Here is a 16858-nt window from a genome sequence, read left to right on the forward strand (position 1 = left end):
TAAGTGTGTTAATTACCCTGGTTATTTAATGCACTAGGATAATTGACGCTATCTTGCGCTTCACTGCGCCAAGACGACTATCAGATTAGTCGCTGTGTTCAAAAATACAACCTTTCAAGTGAAACTTTTAAGTAACATAACCGCTGCTGTTCCGCCCTCATGGGCCTACACCGCGCCGTCGTGCGGCAGTCTGTCGAGTTGACCCGCCCTCGTTCAGTGTTCATATTCGTCCCCAAATGGCTCACTTTTTATTCTTGGTTTGATAAAAGTGAGGTCGCATAAAAAGGAGACCCCAGACCATGACTTCCCACCCTTTGCAGATTATTAAGCAGCTCTGCGTCAGTAGCGTTGCGCTAGGCGCTTGGCTATTAGCCTCAAGCGCAGTGGCCGATAGCAGCGAGCTGCCCAAAGGGCATTTTCTGCTGCCTGAAGAGGGCAATATGGTGGGCCAGATGTATACCGTCACGGCGACCGAAGAGGATACGCTGCTGGATATTGCCCGGGCACACAACGTGGGCTACGAAGAGATTCGTATGGCCAACCCGGATACCAGCCTCTGGGTACCGGGAGAAGGCACCGAGGTGACGATCCCCGGGCAGTATATTCTTCCCGATGAGACGCGTAGCGGCATTGTGATTAACGTGGCAGAGCTACGCCTTTACTACTACCCCGAGGTAGCAGAGGGCGAGACGCCGCGGGTCGAAACATACCCTATTGGTATCGGGCGGGATGCTTATAACACCCCGCTGGGAATTACCGAAACCACCATGCGGCTTGAAAACCCGGCCTGGTATCCACCTGAGTCGATTCGTCGTGAAGCCGCCGAGCAGGGCGACCCAGCCCCTGCGGTGGTTCCCCCTGGCGCCGATAATCCCTTGGGTGAATACGCTATTTTGCTGGATATTCCCGGTTACCTGATCCATGGCACTAACCAGCCAGATGGCATCGGTATGCGTGCCAGCCGTGGCTGTATACGAATGCACCCGGAAGATATTGAGTCGGTCTTCTGGCGGGTACCGGTAGGCACCCAGGTCAATATTATCGATTCACCAATCAAAGTCGGCTGGGGTGAAGGGGGGAAGCGTTACATACAAGCCTTCACTGCGACGGATGAACAAGTATTTGGTATGGAAACGCTGTTAAACGTTGTTGGCTTAATTGAAAAGCATGACGGTAGTGGTGCCTCCAGCGCCAACTACGAGCAGGTAAGTGAAATATTAGAGCGAGCGAATGGCCAGATTGTGCCGATTAGCTAAACGATCGTGCAGCGCTAGCGTGCTGGATCCAACACCCCACCCAGCGATGCATTGCGCCGAAACCAGCCCGCGATGCTGGTACGCGGGCAGCGAGTAGGCAGTACTTCGTGGGGAATGGTCTCAGACAAGAAGCAGGCGAAGGTACCCGCTTCGGGTACCACCCGGGCGACCTCTTGGCAGGGGTCGTCCGGATGGTAGATCACCATCTCACCGCCACCGTCGCTGGGCCAGTCCGGCGTCAAATAGCCGACCGTGGATATCACGCGGTTAGCGCGACCACGAAAGCTATCCAGGTGGCGCTGATAAAAAGCCCCGGGCGGGTAGTGGGCAAAGTGGGCTTCGTACTCAAATAAGCCCAAAAACAGCGCGTGGTTAAGCGCCTGCTGTAGCTCGCTCATGGCGTCTAAGTAACGCCGCTGGGCAGCGCTTTCTCGATCAAGCCAGTGAATAGCGTCACCGCGGATATCTTTACGCAGCAGGTGCTGTTGACCGCGGCCAATGCCCGCTTCATCCAGTCCGTTATAGGCCGCCCGGTGTAGAAGCTCATTATTCAGCGCGCCGCATAGCTCCAGGTCAATAACCCCGCGGCCCACATACCAGCCCTGTTCAACCAGCGCATCCACAAGAGCGACCTGCGTCGTGGGCTGAAGCGCAGGTGAAGATGTAGCAACACTGGGTGTCATTGGTTGGATCTCGATGGCGCCGAACTGGAAACGGTTGTCGAGGGTGTCGATAGGCGGTTTTTGCGCTCAGGGTGGTGGCGCAGCGGCCCCTGGGGGCGCTGATATAAATCAATTGGCATACCGAAGCCCTCGGCCAGTAACTCGACCAGCATCATGGCAGATAATCCCCAGATCACATGGCCGTCCACATGATAGCTGGGCACGTAGTGGGCAACGCCATCCACGGTAATCACGTCGGTATGGGTGCGGTGATCGTCTAGAAAGTGACTTAGCGGCACTTCAAAAATAGCGTCTAGCTCGCCGGGGTCGGCAATCAGCGGTAAATCCGGCGGAATAATGCCCACCCAGGGGGTAACGCGAATACCGTGCAGCGAAATAACGTCCGACAGCCGCCCCAGGGGTTGCACCAGAGCGGGGTCGAGGGCAATCTCCTCTTCTGCCTCGCGCAGTGCCGTGGCGTAAAGGTCGCTATCAAAGGGCTCGCGCTTGCCGCCTGGGAACGCCACTTGGCCGCTATGGGTGCTCAAATGGCTGGCCCGCCGGGTAAACAGCAAGGTAGGCGCTGGGCGCTCGACAATCGGCAACAGCACGGCGGCCTCGGGCATCACGATGTGATCCAAGCGTTGAGGAGTCAGCTGTTGCAGCTGTTTACGCAGTTTCTCTAACATGGGGTATCCCGTTACTTTGTTCTCTTTTACCCAGCAGCGGTCATTGGCGTCAAGCGCGTCGAGGCTTCTATTCACTAGCCGTTGAGAATACGCGATGAACTTTTGCAGCCAGTGTGGTGATAAAGTACGTTTTGCCGTCCCGGAAGGCGATGACCGGCCTCGCTACTTGTGCGATGCCTGCGGCACGATTCACTACCAGAACCCTCGCATCGTGGCCGGCACGCTGCCCGTCAGCGGTAGTAAAGTACTGCTCTGTAAGCGGGCGATTTCACCGCGCAAAGGCTACTGGACACTGCCCGCCGGCTATATGGAAAATGCCGAATCAACCCAGCAGGCAGCTTCCAGAGAGACCCGTGAAGAGGCCTGTGCCGAGGTCGAACTGGCCAACCTCTACACCCTGATTGACCTGCCGCATATCAATCAGGTGTATATGATTTTTCGTGCCGAGCTAGTCGGCGGCTTCAGCGCCGGGCCGGAAAGCCTTGAAGTCGCGCTGTTCGAAGAGCATGAAATCCCTTGGGATGAGCTGGCCTTCATGACGATTGAACGCACCCTCAAGCATTTTTACGCCGACCGCCCCCGCAATGAATTTCCGCTGCATATCAGCATGGTAACGCCAGAAGATCGTGAGCGTTACTTTGGCAGTGCGTAATACTTTATTTAAAAGTCTGGTTATAGGTCGGCGAGTTGCCACACATCATAAGCGACTTCTTCGTAGGGGTGGGCAAGCTTCAAGGCCGCGATGGCGCCGTGAATGTGCGCTTCATCGCAGAGCAGTTCGACTTTGAACTCTTCGACCTTTTCCAAGCTGCCCACCGAGCCGATGTGCGGGTGGGCGCCTTCCGTTGGGCGAAACTGCCCCGTGCCTCGGGTTTGAAAACAGGCGTGTTCGTACGCTCCTATACGCCCGGCTCCGGCTTCGAATACCGCCTGCTTAACGCTTTCGGCATCTTCTACGGGGACAAAAAATGCGAGCTTATACATACTGTACCTCCAAACGATCAATCCAGTGTGAAACGTTGAACTCTGGCTATGTTAGCGGATAGGCGACTACTGGTCGCGGGCTTGGCTTTGTATGATGATGCTTTTATGACGTTTACCCACGACTGTTAGATGAGCCATCCTATGGATAAATTTGAGGTAAAGCTGGATCAGGCGGCCAGAGCCGCGTGGATGTCCTATGTAGGTGGAATGACTCAGGATGAGATCGCCAGCCAACTGGGTGTCTCAAGACCCGGTGTGCAGCGTTTATTGGCGTTGGCTCGCCAGGAGGGGTTAGTCAAAGTACATATTGATCATCCTATCTCTAACTGTATGGCGCTGGGCAGCACGCTGCGTGATCACTTTGGCTTGACCTTCTGTGAAGTGGTACCTGCCGATAGCCACGCAGCCGACGGCGCCGCCTCCTACCTGGCAGTCGCCGCTGCCGAGCGCATTGCGCAGCTGGTTGAACGCATCGAACCGTTGACTCTGTCGCTAGGCACCGGGCGTTCGGTGCGGGCAGCGGTGGAAGCACTTAGTCGTGTTGAGCGGCCCCAGCATCGCTTTGTGTCGCTGGTGGGTAATGTCGCCCGAGATGGTTCGGCCAACCGCTACGATGCAGTAATGGTGATGGCGGATAAAACCGGTGGTGAGCGCTTTTTACTGCCCGCGCCGGTGGTGGCAGAGTCGCTGGCTGAAAAAGAGGCAATGCTGGCCCAGCGTCTCTTTACGGCGATTGCCGATGTGGCGCGGCAGTCAGAAGCTGCCTTTATCGGCGTTGGGCGCATCGACCGCCAGGCCACGCTGTTTCAAGACCATTTTATTAGCGAAAGCGAGCTGGATGAACTGCTGGGACTGAAAGCGGTAGGGGAGTTGCTAGGCTGGCCGCTGAACCGTGACGGCGAGGTGATCGACTGTTCGATTACGCGGCGAGTTACCAGCCTTCCCCTGGAACGTTTTGGTAAGCATCATATGGTGGCGATTGCCGGTGGCCGCGAAAAAGCCCCGGCGATTCACGCCGCGTTGCGCGGCGGCTGGCTGAAGGGCTTGGTGACTGACGAAGTGGCTGCTCGGCAGATCGTTGAAGCACTCTAGGGCTTTCAAACCGCTCTAGGTCTTTAAAACCTAAGTGGGTGCACTGCAACATGCGTTAGGGGTAATGAATTAGCGTAAAGTCTAAGCTAATCGGCTTTGCTTTTTTTGGGCTTACGTACGATCATTTGTTCGATAGATGATCAATAAGATCAAGGCGACAACAATGCCAATACCAGCCCATAGGAGTGCTTTATGCGACTCGCACGTCACTTGCCCGTTACCACGCTAGCGGCCGCCATTGCCATGTCGGGCCATGCCCAGGCGCAAACCGAAATTACCGTGGCTACGGTCAATAACAACGATATGGTGATCATGCAGAGCCTCACCGAGGCTTTCGAAGAAGCTCACCCCGATATCACCCTGGACTGGGTGGTGCTCGAGGAGAACGTGCTACGTCAGCGGATGACCACCGATATTGCCACCGATGGCGGCCAGTTCGACGTGATGACCATCGGCACTTACGAAGTGCCTATCTGGGCAGAGCGCGGCTGGCTGTCTCCCCTGAATAACCTGCCCGACGACTATAACGAAGACGATCTACTGACCTCAGTGCGCGATGGTTTGAGCTTGGATGGCACGTTGCATGCGCTGCCTTTCTACGCCGAAAGCTCAATGATGTACTACCGTCAGGATCTGTTTGAGAAAGCGGGTATTGAAATGAGCGATCAGCCCACTTGGGAAGAGGTGCGTGAGTGGGCGGGCGAGCTGCACGGCAGTGAAGAGGGGGTAGCAGGGATCTGCCTGCGTGGTAAACCAGGTTGGGGCGAAAACATGGCCTTTGTTTCCACCCTGGTGAATACCTACGGCGGTCGCTGGTTTGACGAAGAGTGGAACCCTGAACTCAACTCTGAAGCCTGGGTCAACGCTATCCAGTTCTATGTCGATCTGCTCAACGACTACGGCCCGCCAGGCGCTAGCTCCAACGGCTTTAACGAAAACCTGGCGCTGTTCTCCCGCGGTAATTGCGCGATGTGGGTAGATGCCACCTCGGCAGCGGGCAAGCTGTATGACGGCAATGAGTCCGATGTGGCGGACAGCTTAGGCTTTGCCCCAGCACCCGTGGCAGAAACACCCAAAGGCTCACACTGGTTGTGGTCCTGGGCGCTAGCTATCCCAGCCTCTTCAGAGAATCAGGAAGCGGCGCTTGAGTTTATTACCTGGGCGACCTCGCAAGAGTACATTGAGCTGGTCGGTGAAACCGAAGGCTGGACCAGTGTCCCCCCCGGTACTCGTGAGTCGACCTACGCCAATGAGCAGTACACCGAAGCAGCCCCCTTTGCAGACTTCGTGCTGAAGGCTATTCAAGACGCCGATCCTACCGACTCCACCCTGGAACCCAATCCCTATGTGGGCGTGCAGTTTGTGGGCATTCCAGAGTTCCAGTCGATCGGCACTCAGGTAGGCCAAACCATTGCCGCGGCGTTGACCGGTGACACCACGGTGGAGCAGGCGCTAGACAGTGCTCAGCGTGCCACCGAACGCACCATGCAGCGTGCCGGTTATCTAGACTGATGTGACCCGCAGTGCCTGCCTTGGCTAACCCGGCAGGCATTGCCCCCACACTGTTTCTGCAGGTATTTCCATGAATAAAACACGTGCTTCTGGCCGGACGGTCGGCGGGCTACGGACGCTTTCGCTTCAAGCGCCTGCTGTAACGTTGCTATTGCTTTGGATGATTGTGCCACTGGGTATGACGCTATGGTTCTCCTTCCAGCGTTATAACCTGCTAATGCCCGGTATGACTGGCTTTGCCGGGTTGGAAAACTATGAATACCTTCTCACCGACCCTGCCCTTTGGGCCGCTATGGGCAACACGCTGCTGCTGGTGGGATGGGTACTGGCGATTACCGTGGTGGGCGGTACCCTGCTGGCGGTGCTGTTTCAGCAGGAGTTTGCGGGGCGCGGGATCGCTCGTGTGCTGGCGATCTCACCGTTTTTTGTAATGCCCACCGTGAGTGCCCTGGTGTGGAAAAACATGATGATGCATCCCTCTAACGGGGTGCTGGCGTGGCTGTCTGAGTCCATTGGCCTGCCCGCTGTCGATTGGTTCTCCTCGCTGCCGCTAACGTCAATTGTGATCATCGTTGCATGGCAGTGGCTGCCGTTTGCACTGCTGATTCTGCTCACTGCTATGCAGTCGCTGGATGAGGATCAGGTGGAAGCGGCGCGGATGGACGGCGCGGGGCCGGTGGCGATTTTCTTCTTTATCACTCTGCCGCATCTAAAGCGTGCCATCAGCGTGGTGATCATGATTGAGATGATCTTCCTGCTGACCATCTTTGCCGAAATTTTCGTCACCACCTCCGGTGGGCCTGGCTTGGCGACGACCAATCTGGCTTACCTGATTTACATTCGTGCGTTGCTGGATTTTGACGTAGGCACTGCCTCCGCCGGTGGGGTGATTGCGATCATTCTCGCCAATATCGTGGCGATCTTCCTGGTTCGTATGGTAGCCAAGAACCTGGAAGATTAGACCGGCACTTGTGTCTTGGGAGTACTTCGATGACAACATTAAGTTCCAAAACCGCAGCGCCACGCTCGGTGTCAGGGTGGCGGTCGACGCAAAGCAAGCGCATCTTGCTGACACTTTTGGGGTGGTCGGTGGCGCTGGTGATCTTCTTTCCGATTTTCTGGATGATCCTGACTGGCTTTAAAACGGAAACAGCGGCGATTGCCGACCCCTCGCTGATTTTTTCGCCCACCTTAGAGAGCTACCAGGATGTGCACGCGCGTTCCGGCTATGCACGCTTTGCGCTCAACAGCGTTGCGGTGGCATTTGGCTCAACGTTCTTCGCGCTGCTGATTGCGATTCCTTCAGCTTACGCCATGGCCTTTTTGCCCACTAAACGCACCAAAGGCACGCTGCTGTGGATGCTCTCTACCAAAATGCTGCCCTCGGTGGGTGTGCTGGTGCCGATTTATCTCATTTTCCGTGACGTTGGGCTGCTCGACACCCGCACCGGGTTAATCATCATCTATACCCTGATGAACCTGCCGATTGTGGTGTGGATGCTCTACACCTTCTTCAAGGATATGCCCAAAGACATTCTTGAAGCAGGGCGTATGGACGGCGCCTCCACCTTCCAGGAAGTGTTCTTTCTGCTGCTGCCACTCACGCTGCCGGGTATCGCCTCAACGGGCCTGCTATCGGTCATTTTGAGTTGGAACGAGGCGTTCTGGAGTCTCAACCTAACGACCTCAAGTGCTGCGCCGTTAACCGCCTATATCGCCTCATTCTCAAGCCCTGAGGGGCTGTTCTGGGCCAAATTGTCCGCCGCTTCCACCATGGCGATTGCGCCGATTTTGATACTTGGTTGGATGACCCAAAAACAAATGGTACGTGGCCTGACCTTTGGTGCCGTCAAGTAAAGGATATTCCTCATGGCAACACTACAACTGAACAATATTACCAAGCGTTTCGGCGACACCGAGGTGATCAAGGGCATCGATCTTGAGGTCAATGACCGAGAGTTTGTGGTCTTCGTTGGTCCCTCCGGCTGCGGTAAATCGACCCTGATGCGTATGATCGCCGGGCTGGAAAGTGCGACCGACGGTGATATTTTGATCGACGGACAGCGCATCAATGACGTTGGCCCCGCCGACCGTGGCCTCGCCATGGTGTTTCAGAGCTACGCGCTTTACCCGCATATGACGGTCGAGGGCAACATGGGCTTCAGCATGCGCCTGGCCGGGGTGCCCAAGGAAGAGCGACGCGCCAAGGTGCTGGAGGCGGCCAAAATTCTGCAGCTGGAGCCGCTGTTAGACCGCAAGCCCAAAGCGCTCTCCGGCGGTCAGCGCCAGCGGGTGGCGATTGGTCGGGCGATTGTGCGTAACCCCAGCATCTTTCTGTTCGACGAGCCGCTCTCCAACCTGGATGCCGCGCTGCGGGTGCAGATGCGTATCGAGCTGGCGCGTCTGCACGATGAGCTGGACGCCACCATGATCTACGTCACCCACGACCAGATCGAAGCCATGACCATGGCGGATAAAATCGTCGTGCTCCACGACGGTGTGGTCGAGCAGGTGGGCTCGCCCATGGCGCTCTACCATCATCCGCGCAATCGCTTTGTAGCAGGTTTTATCGGCTCGCCGAAAATGAACTTTCTGTCGGTAACGCTGACCAGCGTTTCGCCTGAAGGCGTGGGGATTCGTATGCCCGGCGGCGGTGAACGCAGCGTGCCGGTGGACGGTCAGCACCTGGAGGCCAACGCCCCTCTTGAGCTGGGTGTTCGCCCGGAACACTTAGTGCTCGAAGAGCAGGGGCCCCTGAGCGGCGAGATCAAAGTGCTGGAGCGGCTAGGTGGCCAAACCTCGCTCTATGTCCAGATGGACGACGAACTCATCACGATTATGGCCGATGGCGACGTGGCCTATCGGGTCAACGATACGGTGCATTTCGGCTTTGCCCCCGAGCGCGCCCACCTGTTTGACGCTGGCGGCCTGGCCTTGCCCAGCTTGCAACAGCACCCCTTGGCAGGGCTAACCCGACACGATAACCGCGCGCCCGGTTCGCCTTCTGAGGAGCCTGCATGAGGACACTCATCTTTGACTGTGATGGCGTGCTGGTCGACAGCGAGGCGCTGGCTGAAGGTACGCTGGTGGAGTATCTCTCCCGCTGGCTGCCCGATCTGAATATCGACCAGGAACTAGGCCAAGCGCTGGGGATGACCACGGCGGCTATTCTCGCTCATCTCGAAGCGTTAAGCGCCCACACGCTGCCGTCTGATGCCACCGAACAGGTAGATACCGCTATCGAGGCCCGCTTGGCGCAGGAGCTTAAAGCTATAGACGGAGCCGACAAGGCGATTCGTGGCATTACCTTGGAAAAGGCGGTGGTTTCCAACAGTCGACGCAGTCGCGTATTGGCATCACTGGCAAGCACAGGGTTGGCCGATGCGTTTGGCGAGGTGCCCATTTTTACCGCTGATCAGGTAGCGCATCCCAAGCCCGACCCCGCACTCTACCGATTGGCGGCATCCCATTTAGGCCAAGTGCCGCGTGACTGTCTAGTGGTAGAAGATAGCGTGGCCGGGGTGACGGCCGCCCGTGCTGCAGGTATGTGCGTGATTGGGTTTGTCGGCGCCAGCCATGTGGATGTTGATCAAGCGGCGCGCCTTACTCAAGTCGGTGCCTGGCGTATTTTAGAGCATATGCACGGCCTGGAAGCCTTGGTGGACGAGTGGCAAGCCAAGGCTTCCAGCTGTTCGCCTTAACGAGAGCATAACGATGAAACTAACCAATAAAATCGCGGTGATTACCGGTGGCGCGCGGGGCATCGGCCTAGCCATTGCCCAGCGTTATTTAAGCGAAGGCGCCAGCGTGGTTGTGGCGGATATCGATCGGGGCGCTATTGATGATGCTTTAGCGACGCTGCAGCAACAGGCGCCTGCCGAAAAAGTGATGGGGGTTGAGCTGAACGTCTGCGATCAGACATCGATTGACGCCATGGTCAAAACGGTAATAGAGCGCTTCAGTGGTATCGATATTTTGGTCAACAACGCTGCCATCTTTGATATGGCGCCGGTGCTTGAGGTGACCGAGGAAAGCTTTGATAAGCAGTTTGCGGTCAATACCAAAGGCATGTTTTTTACCCTGCAGGCGGTTGCCCGTTCGATGGTGGCCCGTGGTCAGGGGGGCAAAATTATCAATATGGCCTCCCAGGCAGGTCGCCGCGGTGAAGCCCTGGTAAGCGTTTACTGCGCCAGCAAAGCGGCTGTCATCAGCCTTACCCAATCCAGTGGTTTGGATCTCATCAAACACCGCATCAACGTCAACGGCATCGCCCCGGGCGTGGTGGATACGCCGATGTGGGAAGAGGTCGACGCGCTGTTTGCCCGTTTTGAAAACCGCCCGCTCGGTGAGAAGAAGCGCTTGGTGGGCGAGGCGGTGCCGTTTGGGCGTATGGGGCTTCCCGAAGACCACACCGGTGCGGCGCTGTTTTTGGCCAGCCAAGACAGTGATTACGTTGTTGCCCAGACACTCAATGTCGATGGCGGCAACTGGATGAGCTGAGGTGGCCATGACCCCTGATCTTGATACTTTAGCCCATCAGATTATTCGCGCCGCCGAAGGCGCCTCACGCTACCTGGTCGCGCTGGCAGGGCCGCCGGGGGCGGGGAAATCCTATCGCAGTGCTCAGCTCTGCGATGCCATTAATCAGCACCTGCCGGGCCAAGCTGGGCTAGTGCCCATGGATGGCTACCACTTCGATAACGCTGTGCTGGGCGAGCAGCAGGTGCCGGTAAAAGGCGCGCCCCATACCTTCGATGTAGAGGGGCTGCGCTGTGACCTCGAACGCATCCGCCAAGGGGGTCATCCGGTAGCTGTACCGGTTTTTGACCGCCCGTTGGATCTAGCCCGTGCCGGTGGACGGCTAATCACCCTTGAGCAGCGCATCGTCATTGTCGAGGGCAACTACTTGCTGCTTGACCGCTCCCCCTGGCGTGAGCTGCGACCGCTGTTCGATTGGACGCTATATCTAGACGTTGATGACGTCGTGTTGGTCGATCGACTGATCAATCGCTGGCTTGAGATGGGCCAGGATCGCACCGGTGCGCTGGAGCGGACCCACCACAAAGATATGCTTAATGCTCAATTAGTGAAGAGTTGCTGTTTAACGCCTGACCAGCGCTGGCGCTAGTACTAGTACTTTGTGTTAGCCCCTTTGTGTTAACCCATTGATAGCGTCACTTGTTACCTGCCTTTATTCACCCCATCGCGCCAAGAAGGCCTTGGCTGGAGAGTCCCATGACCCGACTTAACAATCACAACCTGGGCAAGCTAACCGACGATGTTGCCAAATCTAATTACGTTGCCAAACCTCAATATGACCGCAAGACGCTCACCCCCGGCATCGTACATATTGGGGTAGGCGGCTTTCACCGCGCCCACCAAGCGATGTATCTGGATGCATTGATGAACCAGGGCGAAGCGCTGGATTGGGGCATTGTTGGTGTGGGCGTGATGCCCGGCGACAAACGCATGCAGCAGGCACTGGCAGCGCAGGACTATCTCTATACCCTGGTGGTCAAACACCCCGATGGCCAGTATGAGCCACGGGTCATTGGTAGTATGGTGAATTACCTGTTTGCACCGGAAGGCACTGAGACAGTTATCGAGCAGATGGCTGATCCGGCGATTCGCATTGTGTCATTGACGGTGACCGAAGGCGGTTACAATTTTCACCCGGTGAGCGGCGAATTCGACCTCGATAACCCCCAGGTACGCGCCGATCTTGCTAACCCCACCCAGCCCACCACCAGCTTCGGGCTGGTGGTGGAAGCGCTCGCCCGCCGCCGTGCGCGGGGTATCCCGCCATTTACCGTGATGTCTTGCGATAATATTCAAGGCAACGGCGACGTGGCCAAGCGCATGTTTGGCGCCTATGCCCTGGCGCGGGACGCCGAGTTAGGCGCTTGGCTTGCCCGTGAGGTGGCGTTTCCCAACGCCATGGTGGATCGCATTACTCCGGTGACGTCGCCCACGGATATTGATGAACTGAGTCAGCGCTTTGGCGTAGAGGACGCCTGGCCGGTAGTCTGCGAACCCTTCACCCAGTGGGTGTTGGAAGATCACTTCCCCCTTGGGCGTCCGGCGTTTGATAAAGTGGGTGTCCAAGTCGTGGAGGATGTCGAACCCTACGAACTGATGAAGCTGCGCCTGCTCAACGCCAGTCACCAGGCATTGACCTATTTTGGCTATTTAGCCGGATACCGCTACGCCCATGAGGTGTGCCAAGATCCGCTATTCGTTGATTTTTTACTGGGCTATATGCGCGAAGAGGGCACGCCGACCTTGGAGCCGGTACCGGGGGTTGATTTGGAAACCTACCGATTAACGTTGATTGAGCGCTTCGCCAACCCGCAAATCAAAGATACCCTGGCACGGCTTTGCGCCGAGAGCTCTGACCGCATTCCTAAATGGTTAGTGCCGGTGATTCGCCAACAGTTGGCCCAGGGTGGAGAAATAGAGCGCAGCGCCGCCGTGGTGGCCAGCTGGGCGCGCTACGCTGAAGGGGTCGACGAGCAGGGCCAGTCCATTGATATCGTCGATCGCTTGAAAGCGCCGTTAATGGCGATTGCTGCCGAGAACCGCCAACGGCCAACGGCCTTTATCGAAAACCGCGAGCTGTTTGGTGACTTAATCGACAGCACTCGCTTTGTTGAAGCCTATTTAGCGGCCCTTAGTTCACTGCACGAACGTGGCGCACGCGCTACGCTAGAGGGTCTGGCGTCGTCCAAAGGAACAGTGTGATGTATATCGGGGTGGATTGCGGTACCCAAAGTACCAAAGTAGTGGTGGTAGACGTTGAGCGAGGCAAGATTCTCGCTGAAGCAAGCCGTCCTCACCGCTTGGAAGAGGGCGAAAATGGCCGCCGGGAGCAGGCGCCTGCGGAGTGGTTAGCCGCATTGAAAGCGGCGTTTTTTGCCGCGTTGGATAAAGCCGCTGTATCGGCTAGCCAAGTGCGCGGCATTGGTGTCTCAGGCCAACAGCACGGCATGGTCGCGCTCGATGGCGAAGGCGTGCCGGTCTATCCCGCCAAGCTGTGGTGCGATACTGAGACCAGCGCCCAGAATGCCGATTTAGTTACCCGCCTGGGCGGCGAGCCGGGCTGTTTGGAGAAGCTGGGGCTGGTGCTACAAACCGGCTATACCGCGTCTAAAATCGTTTGGCTGCGCGAGCATCATCCGGATGCGTATCGGCGCATCGAGAGCCTGCTGCTGCCCCACGACTACCTTAATTTCTGGCTCACCGGCGAACGGGTCACTGAGGCGGGCGACGCCTCCGGTACTGGCTACTTCGATACTCGTAAGCGTTGCTGGCAGATGGATGTTTTTGCCGAGATGGCCCCAGAATTAGACCCGGCGCGGGTATTGCCCCGGGTGCTGGAAGCCCATGAACCGGTAGGCTTTGTACGCCCGGCCGTGGCCCGCGAGCTTGGGCTTGGCGACCAGGTTGTCGTCTCCTCCGGCGGCGGTGACAATATGTTGGGCGCCATTGGCACCGGCAATATTACTCCAGGGCTGATCACGCTGAGTTTGGGCACCTCCGGCACCGTTTGCGCTTACTCGGCTAACCCTGTTGAATGCGATAACGCCATGGTCGCCAACTTCTGTTCCAGCACCGGTGGCTGGCTGCCGCTGATCTGCACGATGAATGTTACTTCGGCCACCACGCGGGTGCGCGAACTGTTTGGCTTGGATCTGGCAGCCTTTGGCGAAAAAGTAGCCAGCGCGCCGATAGGCGCCGAGGGCGTTACCGTATTGCCGTTTTTCAACGGTGAGCGAGTGCCGATGTTGCCCGACGCCTCCGCGGACTTTCTTGGCCTGACCAGTCTGAATACCACCCAGGCTAATTTGTGCCGGGCCGTGGTGGAGGGGGCCACTTTCGGGCTACGCTATGGGCTGGAATTGTTGGGCGATTTAACCGCCGGAGCCAGCCAGATTCGTTTGATCGGTGGCGGCGCTAACAGCCCCGTTTGGCGCCAGATGGTCGCGGACATTACCGGTACCCAGGTGATTTGTCCTGAGATTACCGATGCGGCCGCGCTTGGCGCCGCAATACAGGCGGCCTGGTGCGACCAGCGTTCAGAGGGCGTAACCCTGGAAACGTTGTGTGAAAGATTAGTCCACTTGGATGCGCAGTCACTTGCTGACCCCCATCCTGAGCGAGTGGCCGCGTACCAACCGATTTATATGCGCTACTGCGCAGCACTTGAACAACGCCATGGCGGCGCTTAAACGCATACCAAGGAGATTTTATGACCAGCCAGCTGCAACAGTTAAAGCAACATTCGCTTGTCGTCGCCGACACCGGTGATCTTGAGGCTATTCGCCGCTATCAGCCGCAGGATGCCACCACTAACCCGTCACTGCTGCTCAAGGCGTTTAGTCTGCCCGGTTATCAAGCGCTGATCGACGAAGAGCTGAGCAATGTAAAAGCCTCGGTTGGCAGCCGTGAAGAGCAGGTCAAGCATGCCGTTGACCGCTTGGCGGTGGCCATGGGCAGTGAAATTTCCGCCGTTGTACCGGGGCGTGTTTCCACCGAAGTGGCGGCCCGTTTGTCGTTTGATACCCAGGCCAGCATTGCCAAGGCCCACGAGTTAATCGAGCTGTACGATGCCCGTGGCGTGTCACGTGACCGCGTGCTGATCAAGCTGGCGTCTACCTGGGAAGGCATTCGCGCCGCCGAGGTGCTCGAACGCGAAGGTATTCAGTGCAACCTGACGCTGCTGTTCAGCGATGCCCAGGCCCAGGCCTGTTTCGATGCCGGGGTGTTTCTGATTTCACCCTTCGTAGGCCGCGTGACCGATTGGTACAAAAAAGAGACCGGCAACGACTACACGTCGGAAAACGACCCGGGCGTTAAGTTTGTTCAAGGCGTTTGCCAGCGTGCCAACCAGGGCGGCTACGACACCGTGGTAATGGGCGCAAGCTTCCGTAATACCGGGCAGGTACTTGCATTGGCAGGCTGCCCACGGCTGACCATTTCGCCTGCATTACTGGAAGAGCTGGATGCCACCGAAGGCAGCGTTGCTGCGCAAATCCAAGCGAGTGAGGGCAGTGGCAAGCCTACCGAGCCATTGAACGAAGCCGCTTTCCGCTGGGGCCACAATCAAGATGCCATGGCCAACGACAAGCTGGCCGATGGCATCCGCCGCTTCCACGACGACCAGCTTGAGTTAGAGAGCCTGATCGATAAGCGGTTAGGCTGAAATATAAGCTAGCCCATAGCTTAAGCGCGTCGGGGTTAGGGGCCCCTAACCCCGACGCAGTTATACATTCGGGTACAGGGAGAAAGCCTTATGGATGCCACCCTGAGCCAACTGTTGGAATCTATCGAATTAACCCCCGCTGGCGATTTGCAGTCGCTCAGTGGGGGTGACATTGCTGCTGTATACCGCCTGGAGACCCGTCAGGGGCAGGTGGTGATTAAACACGACGATACGGCGCGGCTGCGTGGCGAAGCCGAAGGGCTGCGTGCGTTGCGTGGCGCCTGTTCATCGCTGGTAGTGCCAGAGGTGTTAGGTTTGGCAGAAGGCTGGCTGATCATGGAGTCATTGGACACCGTGCCCGCTGGGCAGAAGAGCGAAGCAGCGCTTGGTGAAGGGCTGCGCGGTTTGCACAGCGTGATTGGCGATGCCCACGGCTGGCATCAGGATAACGCTTGTGGGCGCACACCCCAGCCGAATGCCCCGCTCAGCGACGGTCGAGCTTTCCAGCGCGAGCGCCGCTTGCTCCCTCTGTGTGAGGCGTGCCACCAGCGTGGGCTATTGGACAGCGAGCTGCGTGGCCGTATCGAACGCTTGGCCCACGATTTGGAGCGCTGGCTGCCCGATGCGCCGCCCAGCTTGCTGCACGGTGATTTGTGGTCAGGGAATGTACTCTTCACTACAAAAGGGCCGGCGATCATCGATCCGGCAGTGTATCGCCACTACCCGGCAGTGGACGTGGCGATGCTGACGCTATTTGGCTCGCCGGGAGAGGCATTTTTTGACGCCTACTGGAACGGCGACGCCCCGACCAGCTGGCCGAGGCGTGAAGCTCTGTTTCAGCTTTACCCACTGTTGAATCACCTGGTGCTGTTCGGTGCCGGCTATCGTTCTGCGGTTGAACGCTGCGTGGCGAGGCTTGAGTCCTTCGCCTGACTTACCAGGGCTTATGTTTTTACCAGGACCTATGTGTTACCAGGATTTAGGTTTTACCAAGATTTATAGGGCAAAAACTTACCATTCAAGGTTAATAGTACCCGGTCGCCTTTGGGATCTTCGATTTTGTCGACCTCCATGGTGAAATCGATGGCGCTCATAATGCCGTCGCCAAATTTCTCCTGCACCACGTCTTTTAGGGTCTCACCGTACACACCAACGACTTCATAGAGGCGGTAGATAAATGGATCCTGGGGGATCGCTTCATCCCAGGCTTTAGTGGGAAAGGCCACTAAGGCTTCTGCCGCATCGCTCTCCACGCCAAGGGTGTCACACAGCTTAGCGGCAACCTCTTGGCTGGCGCTGTTCATGCCGTAACAGGCGGAAGCCACCCATACCGGCGACATGCCGACCGCTTTGCCAATATCTTCCCAGCTCATTTTTTTACGCGCTTTGGCGGCGAGCAGGGTGTGACGCATTTCGAGTTTATCCATTAGGGTTTCTCCTATAAAGGGGGCTTTGGCCTAT

Annotated in this window: 18 protein-coding genes; 14 read left to right on the forward strand and 4 right to left on the reverse strand. The window is 57.3% G+C overall.

Going from position 1 to position 16858, the window contains the following annotated elements; all coding sequences use genetic code 11:
• Positions 1 to 299: 299 nt before the first annotated feature.
• Complete coding sequence (locus HALTITAN_RS12000) at positions 300 to 1256, forward strand: L,D-transpeptidase family protein (RefSeq protein ID WP_009287271.1); 957 nt, start codon at positions 300 to 302, stop codon at positions 1254 to 1256.
• 14 nt (positions 1257 to 1270) lie between these two features.
• Here HALTITAN_RS12000 and HALTITAN_RS12005 read toward each other — a convergent pair whose 3' ends face one another.
• Positions 1271 to 1939, reverse strand: coding sequence for a 2OG-Fe(II) oxygenase (locus HALTITAN_RS12005; protein ID WP_009287272.1), 669 nt, complete (start codon positions 1937 to 1939; stop codon positions 1271 to 1273).
• A complete protein-coding gene (locus tag HALTITAN_RS12010; protein ID WP_022520503.1) occupies positions 1936 to 2607 on the reverse strand; it encodes a CoA pyrophosphatase in 672 nt (223 codons plus the stop codon). Before HALTITAN_RS12010 ends, HALTITAN_RS12005 begins: the two co-directional genes overlap by 4 nt.
• 94 nt (positions 2608 to 2701) lie before the next feature.
• On the opposite strand from HALTITAN_RS12010, the gene HALTITAN_RS12015 reads away from it, so the two are divergent.
• The gene (locus HALTITAN_RS12015; protein ID WP_022520502.1) at positions 2702 to 3259 is read left to right on the forward strand and encodes an NUDIX hydrolase; all 558 of its coding nucleotides are present in this window, start codon (positions 2702 to 2704) and stop codon (positions 3257 to 3259) included.
• 20 nt (positions 3260 to 3279) lie between these two features.
• Here the strand turns inward: HALTITAN_RS12015 and HALTITAN_RS12020 are convergent, their stop codons facing one another.
• Complete coding sequence (locus HALTITAN_RS12020; RefSeq protein WP_022520501.1) at positions 3280 to 3591, reverse strand: YqfO family protein; 312 nt, start codon at positions 3589 to 3591, stop codon at positions 3280 to 3282.
• Positions 3592 to 3732: 141 nt separating this feature from the next.
• On the opposite strand from HALTITAN_RS12020, the gene HALTITAN_RS12025 reads away from it, so the two are divergent.
• From HALTITAN_RS12025 to HALTITAN_RS12080, 12 genes are all read left to right on the forward strand, one after another.
• The gene (locus HALTITAN_RS12025; protein WP_039859300.1) at positions 3733 to 4683 is read left to right on the forward strand and encodes a sugar-binding transcriptional regulator; all 951 of its coding nucleotides are present in this window, start codon (positions 3733 to 3735) and stop codon (positions 4681 to 4683) included.
• Between the two features lie 192 nt (positions 4684 to 4875).
• Positions 4876 to 6195: an ABC transporter substrate-binding protein gene (locus HALTITAN_RS12030; RefSeq protein WP_009287275.1), complete on the forward strand. Its 1320-nt coding sequence runs from the start codon at positions 4876 to 4878 to the stop codon at positions 6193 to 6195.
• 70 nt (positions 6196 to 6265) lie between these two features.
• Positions 6266 to 7156 (forward strand): carbohydrate ABC transporter permease, encoded by an 891-nt coding sequence (locus HALTITAN_RS12035; RefSeq protein ID WP_009287276.1) that lies wholly within the window; start codon positions 6266 to 6268, stop codon positions 7154 to 7156.
• A 29-nt stretch (positions 7157 to 7185) separates the two neighbouring features.
• Positions 7186 to 8052 carry a carbohydrate ABC transporter permease gene (locus HALTITAN_RS12040; protein WP_039859301.1) on the forward strand — a complete coding sequence of 289 codons (867 nt, stop codon included), beginning with the start codon at positions 7186 to 7188 and terminating at the stop codon, positions 8050 to 8052.
• A 12-nt stretch (positions 8053 to 8064) separates the two neighbouring features.
• Positions 8065 to 9216, forward strand: coding sequence for an ABC transporter ATP-binding protein (locus HALTITAN_RS12045; protein WP_027959777.1), 1152 nt, complete (start codon positions 8065 to 8067; stop codon positions 9214 to 9216).
• Positions 9213 to 9896, forward strand: a complete 684-nt coding sequence (locus HALTITAN_RS12050) for an HAD family hydrolase (protein ID WP_039859302.1) — start codon at positions 9213 to 9215, stop codon at positions 9894 to 9896. Before HALTITAN_RS12045 ends, HALTITAN_RS12050 begins: the two co-directional genes overlap by 4 nt.
• Positions 9897 to 9909: 13 nt before the next feature.
• Positions 9910 to 10695 (forward strand): L-iditol 2-dehydrogenase, encoded by a 786-nt coding sequence (locus HALTITAN_RS12055; protein WP_039859303.1) that lies wholly within the window; start codon positions 9910 to 9912, stop codon positions 10693 to 10695.
• A gap of 7 nt (positions 10696 to 10702) precedes the next feature.
• Complete coding sequence (locus HALTITAN_RS12060; protein WP_039859344.1) at positions 10703 to 11323, forward strand: nucleoside/nucleotide kinase family protein; 621 nt, start codon at positions 10703 to 10705, stop codon at positions 11321 to 11323.
• Between the two features lie 107 nt (positions 11324 to 11430).
• Positions 11431 to 12936 (forward strand): mannitol dehydrogenase family protein, encoded by a 1506-nt coding sequence (locus HALTITAN_RS12065; protein WP_039859304.1) that lies wholly within the window; start codon positions 11431 to 11433, stop codon positions 12934 to 12936.
• Positions 12936 to 14423 (forward strand): xylulokinase, encoded by a 1488-nt coding sequence (gene xylB, locus HALTITAN_RS12070; RefSeq protein WP_039859305.1) that lies wholly within the window; start codon positions 12936 to 12938, stop codon positions 14421 to 14423. Before HALTITAN_RS12065 ends, xylB begins: the two co-directional genes overlap by 1 nt.
• A gap of 20 nt (positions 14424 to 14443) precedes the next feature.
• Positions 14444 to 15397, forward strand: coding sequence for a transaldolase (tal, locus tag HALTITAN_RS12075; protein ID WP_009287280.1), 954 nt, complete (start codon positions 14444 to 14446; stop codon positions 15395 to 15397).
• Between the two features lie 90 nt (positions 15398 to 15487).
• On the forward strand, positions 15488 to 16330 hold the full coding sequence (locus HALTITAN_RS12080) for a fructosamine kinase family protein (RefSeq protein ID WP_009287281.1): 843 nt from the start codon (positions 15488 to 15490) through the stop codon (positions 16328 to 16330).
• Positions 16331 to 16383: 53 nt separating this feature from the next.
• Here HALTITAN_RS12080 and cynS read toward each other — a convergent pair whose 3' ends face one another.
• The gene (gene cynS, locus HALTITAN_RS12085) at positions 16384 to 16824 is read right to left on the reverse strand and encodes a cyanase (protein WP_027959771.1); all 441 of its coding nucleotides are present in this window, start codon (positions 16822 to 16824) and stop codon (positions 16384 to 16386) included.
• Between the last annotated feature and the right edge of the window lie 34 nt (positions 16825 to 16858).

The sequence above is a fragment of the Vreelandella titanicae BH1 genome (assembly GCF_000336575.1).
GTDB classification, from domain to species: domain Bacteria; phylum Pseudomonadota; class Gammaproteobacteria; order Pseudomonadales; family Halomonadaceae; genus Vreelandella; species Vreelandella titanicae.